This window comes from uncultured Bradyrhizobium sp. (assembly GCF_936928535.1).
GTDB lineage: Bacteria > Pseudomonadota > Alphaproteobacteria > Rhizobiales > Xanthobacteraceae > Bradyrhizobium.
The window spans coordinates 1-5325 of the sequence record NZ_CAKZHY010000042.1 but is presented as its reverse complement, the minus strand read 5'-3'; the positions used below and the strand labels follow the sequence as shown (position 1 = coordinate 5325).

The window sequence follows — 5325 nt, the reverse complement described above, 5'->3', positions numbered from 1 at the left end:
CACTGCCTCGCCATCCTGATTGCCGCGCACTTCCTACCCAGATTGCCGCGCTACAATCAGCCAGCGTTCAAGTTCGTCTTCCCATCCCGGCATGGTCGGCCCTCCAAGAGCCGACCACCCATGAATCATTGAAAAATTGATTCGGGAATCTGGAGGGTTCTGTGAGGTCGCGCTCACGCGAGGGCGCGGCAGGCGCTTATGACGCGACCTCATTGAAGCCGGATTGAACGAAGGCGCGGGAGGCTATGCGCGGTTTTGCAGCTATGGGGATTGTTTGAGATCGCAATGCCCGATGTGCTGGCTCGGCGCGTGAGGAACAGACACGGGATGTGCGCATCGGGGAAGAGTTGAGATCAGACGCGCTTCGCCGGAGATCACGATAGGCGTTTTGCTGCATCGGACGGTTGTTGTCGCGCAGTGTGACAGCACGGATTCGACATCGTCCGCGATGATCGAGACGCTGGGGGCGAAATGACGAATGATGATCGTCGTGCACGGCATGACCTGGCTCACGATGTGTCGCATCGGAACGGTGATGTTCGAGGGCTGGGGCGTCTGAAGCTATGTCGAAAGCGCTCAATGATGCGCATGACGCCACCACAATCGGGACAGGCAGGAACCTCGGCCCACGTCAGGGCTTCCGAATCCACAGGCGACGGCTCGCCATCGTTTGATGCTGTCCGCTCACGCTCGAGAAGTTTGCGGCTCCACGTCGTCAGGGGATCGAATCATGCGCTACGAACTCGCCGACCATGAATGGACCGCCATCAAACCGATGTTGCCGAACAAGCCGCGTGGCGTCCCTCGGGTGAACGACAGACGGGTCCTAAACGGCATTTTCTGGGTCCTGCGATCAGGAGCGCCTTGGCGTGATCTACCTACGGCGTTTGGCCCGTACACCACTTGCTACAACCGCTTCGTCAGGTGGCGGCGGGCCGGTGTCTGGGGCCGCATCATAGAAGCGCTTGCCGCTGCCCATGATGCCGCTGTCCAGATGATCGATACCTCTATTGTCCGCGTGCATCAGCATGGAGCCTGCATCACAAGAAACCAACGCCAATCGATGGGAAGGTCCCGCGGCGGCTTAACGAGCAAAATACATGCAGTGGTCGACAGCAATGGTTTGCCGGTACGCCTCGCGCTGAGCCCCGATGAGGCGCATGACGTTCGACTTGCCGGAAAACTGCTGTCTCGTCTGAAATCCGGGTCAATGCTGCTTGCCGACCGTGGCTATGACGCGGATTGGATCAGGGACCTTGCCCTGAAGAAGGGCGCGTGGGCCAACATTCCACCGAAAAGCAACCGCAGCGATCCGATCTGCTTCAGCCCCTATCTCTATCGTGCTCGCAACCAGATCGAGCGGTTCTTCAACAGGATCAAACAATGTCGTCGGGTGGCCACGCGCTACGACAGGCTGGCCGCCAACTATCTCGCCTTCGTTCAGCTCGCGTCAATAAGGCTATGGCTGCGTCTTTATGAGTCCGCGTCCTAAAGGTGTTCTTGGGCGGCGAACAAACCATTCGACACCACCGCCCCATCGTTCAGTTTGAAAGTACGGTAGGCGACCAAAGCACCCTTCATATTTTTGAATTCTTCCGGCCATTAGGCTATCGAGGCGTCATGCTCCTGGGAAATGAGTATTACGAATACACTGCCCTGATGCAGAAGCGACACTATAAGCTCGGCCTGGAAGGTCACCGCGACTTTTTGTTTTTTCCACCCGAGGCGTTGGCGACAACCATCCCCCCCGATGGCTAAACAATTGCTATTTCTATTTGCATCCAAACGACGTCGGCTACGAAGATTGCCCGAACCAACGATCAATCAGATGCACATCTTGAATTCGCGGCGCATGGCAAATGCGCTGAGTACGCATCTGCTGGTGAGCCAAAGCAGGTGCGCTAGTCGACGATCGCCCGATAGAATTCACGCGCTGACGGATTGAAACCCGGTTCACAACGGTGACGCAGTTGGAACCAAGACAACTTGGCTCATAGGACAACCCGACAAACAAAGTTAGCTTGGCGCCCACGCCTTTTATCGCTTTCCGAAGTGAGGGTGTACTTGAAATAAGGGCGCCGGATCCCCTGTTGGCGCGGCCACTTTGGCAATCTTTGCTATCCTCCGAACCCGAGCTTGTCATAGATCAGATCAAGCAGCCCGAACGCCAGCAGGCAGGCGATAAACAGGCCGACCATTCCCTCCGCGGCTCGGGCATTCTGGTGTTGGAATCGGGTAACAGGAAAAATCGCCGTGTCATTGCCATCATTCACTTCATGGGAAATCGCCCCACGCGCTGGTGCTTGGATTCCAATCGCGCGCGCGGGCTCCAAAGCAATTCCGATTAACTATATTCAATCGGGAAAACTAGGCAGGGAATGTGTGTTGGTATAGGCTAGTTTGGAGTTATTGCCGCGTAAAGGTGGCGTCGTGGGTCATTGGAAATCCGAACTAGATACGTTACTCGCAGAGACGCTGGCATTCTCGGCGGCGATTAGGGATCAAATGGCGCAGCCAAGTCCCAAATACAAAGAAGAAATTGAGCGCATTGGGCTGAAGCCTCTGGACTACGGCGGTCAAGAACGCGAGGAAATCGTGAAACGTGTGCAGAGCTTCAAGGCACATCAGGAAAAATTTGCGCGGGAGCGCGAAGAATATGCTGCCGCCAAGCTCAGCCCGATTAAGCCTAGCCGCTCGTGATAATCGCCGCCCAAGGTTCATCGTGTTCTGTTGGGAGCCGTATCAGATGCTGGACTCACACAGCTCTTTCGCATCGCTCCGGCGAGCATTGCCTGAGCCCGGTGAGGGAGGGCATAACTGAATCGAAACCTCTGCCTCCGTGGAAGTACGGCTACCTGCTGAGTGGATCCGCAACGCCAAGAGGTTTGTAGCGTCGCAGCGAGGTAAGCCTGCACGGATCACGTTCGAGCGGAAATACGTCGGTGCTCGCCGCCGCACGTAAACGGGTAAGGCAGTAGTGGTTGGAACGGAAACTCAGTCCATCCCAGAGCGGCTGAGAGAGATTTGCCGTTGTGAATTTTGGACGCGCGCTGAACTGGCGAACCGAGCATCTCTTCTTTTTAAGGCAATGCGCAGTGCCTCTTCAGCCTGCCGCATCTGGTAGCGAACTTCGCAGCGCTGGTAGCGTGTAGTGGACGACCTCCCAATATAGCGCCACGCCCTACTTAACCACTCCTGCAACGCATGTACATCTCGATCCAAAGCGTCGCCCATGAGGCACCTCAGCGGTACAGCGCCACGAATATAGTTGATTCGCAGACGGACGGGCAGTGCCATCGCTACTTCGGCGCACTCAGTATTGTCCTCCTCCCAAATTGCGCTTGGATGCCCACTCAGGAGGCCAGCATAGTTTTCCCAGGATTGCTGCAATTATCGCGCGCGCGTTTCTGCCGTTTCTTAAGTTCTGCTTTAGCCACGATGGGCGATGCAAGCGGTTACAAATACCACTGACGCGCCAGCGATCTCCATAGCGACGACAGCTCTGTCCGGTCGGCTGTCTGGGAGACTCATTCATATCTCCGCCAAGGCAAGGCACTTCATAGCGGGATCAGCTCGGGCCCTCCGGAGAACAGCAAAAGATATCGGGCGGTGCGAGATGTCGTCCTCAGCGCACGCGCAGATTTTGCGCAGATCGCGTCGCGGAAGGGCGAGGGAATTATTAAAGCTCAATTTAGCCGATCGCATTGCGTCTGGCCATTGATGACATCAGAGTCTTAGCGTGCGCGCCCAAAGCAATTCGTGTTAGCATGGGAATCTCAATGAAGCGCGCTGGCGGAATTTGGTGAATGCTAAACGATTTAGCTTCGCAATTCGGTTATTTGAGCAATCAGCAGGAAGGCCCCGAGAGTTGATCAATGCTATCCAACTAAAGGCCCGGAAATGAGCGCCCAAGTTCGTTGGAAACCGGAGGAAGACGAGCGCCTTCGCGCACTCGCGAAGGCTGGAAAGTCAGTTAACGAAATCGCTAACGAGATGGGACGCAGCCGCGGCTCTGTACGCCAAAGAGCCGAGGTCTTGTGCGTCAATATCGCTAAGGTAGCTCGGCATCTCCGTTGAACGGAGATCACAATTTGTATGATGTGGAAGCATCGAAGGATGCTCGAACAGAAGAATCAGATTGGCCCGAGCAGCTCTTTCTGCAACTCCAGTCTTCCATGAGAGAGTCGGTGTAAACCGCGCGCGGCATAAACCGCAACAGCACGGGCACCGAAACAGTGGAGACGGTCGCAATTACTCGTATTCTACGCGCGAGTCATAGCTCATCGCAGCGCCTTGAGTACTTCGTACTCCCCTGCCCTTCGAGGTCTGGATATTCATGGAAACTCGCTTCAGGTCGGAGGACCATTCAAGCATATATCAGAAATTGCTGTGACCCTCGTGTCCGTGCCCCTTCTCGTCATCCCTGACCGGCCCGACTTTAGCCCCGCGACTGGACTTCTGTCCCGTCATCGTCCGCCTCCGGATTTGTGAAACAACTGAGCGGTGTCCGTCCCAGCAGCAGCTCAGGTAACAGTAGAACACGCCCCGAAGGGGGCGCTCATAACCGGAGATCCCCTAGCAAATTGTCTCAACTATTTTAGCCACCGCATCGACGACGGCCGCGGCTTCACTTTCGCCCCATCCCTCGTGAAGTAAATTATCGTAGCGCAATTCAGCCAACCAAATTCCATCTGGCATGCGCGATAGCGCAACCAGCTCTGAAGATGGCAAAACCGCGCTCCGTAAGCGTTGCGCATCCTGGATGGTCTTGAACTGTTCGTAGTGTTGCAGACAAACGCGTAGTAACTTCTGCAACTGAACGGTTCTTCTACGGAATGAGAATACGTTTGCCATTGAAGCAACAAGTTGTCGCTATTACTTCGAAAAACGTCCATAGGCCTGGTACGTTCCACGGCGCCACGAGGCAAGACGGATTTCACGGCGCATCGGCCTCTAAGATCTTGTGCGCCGCACCGGAAATGTTTTCGCGCTCGGGTCCCAGCGCTGGCCGCGGGATCTAACTGAGCCGAGCGCTCTTCAGATAACGAAGAGCTGGTGTTGCACAACCCGAAGAAACATGACGGCAAACGGCCCGGCAAGTATGCCTCCGAGCGGGGCCCGGAACGACCTTTGAGAAGGTGTCCACTGGAAGCATCAAAGGATGCATAACTGAAGTCTGAAGCAAACCTCGCGCTAACTTCTCCTGAAAGCGAGGGTCACGTCGCCTTCAGGAAACTAAAATGGCGGCTTCGTTTTGTGGTTCTGAACCTCCCCGGGTTTGCCGGAGGCCATTTGGTTTAAGTTATGCCGCTATGGCCGGTTGTT

3 protein-coding genes are annotated in these 5325 nt (G+C 55.6%); all 3 read left to right on the top strand.

The annotated features are described in order from the left end of the window. The first annotated feature begins 730 nt into the window (after window positions 1-730). The 3 genes from Q0687_RS05410 (at window position 731) to Q0687_RS05400 (ending at window position 2700) form a co-directional block, all read left to right on the top strand. The gene (locus Q0687_RS05410) at window positions 731-1492 is read left to right on the top strand and encodes an IS5 family transposase (protein WP_298873186.1); all 762 of its coding nucleotides are present in this window, start codon (window positions 731-733) and stop codon (window positions 1490-1492) included. Window positions 1493-2090: 598 nt separating this feature from the next. Then, complete coding sequence (locus Q0687_RS05405; RefSeq protein ID WP_298873184.1) at window positions 2091-2348, top strand: hypothetical protein; 258 nt, start codon at window positions 2091-2093, stop codon at window positions 2346-2348. Window positions 2349-2430: 82 nt separating this feature from the next. Then, window positions 2431-2700, top strand: coding sequence for a hypothetical protein (locus Q0687_RS05400; protein ID WP_298873182.1), 270 nt, complete (start codon window positions 2431-2433; stop codon window positions 2698-2700). Window positions 2701-5325 lie beyond the last annotated feature (2625 nt).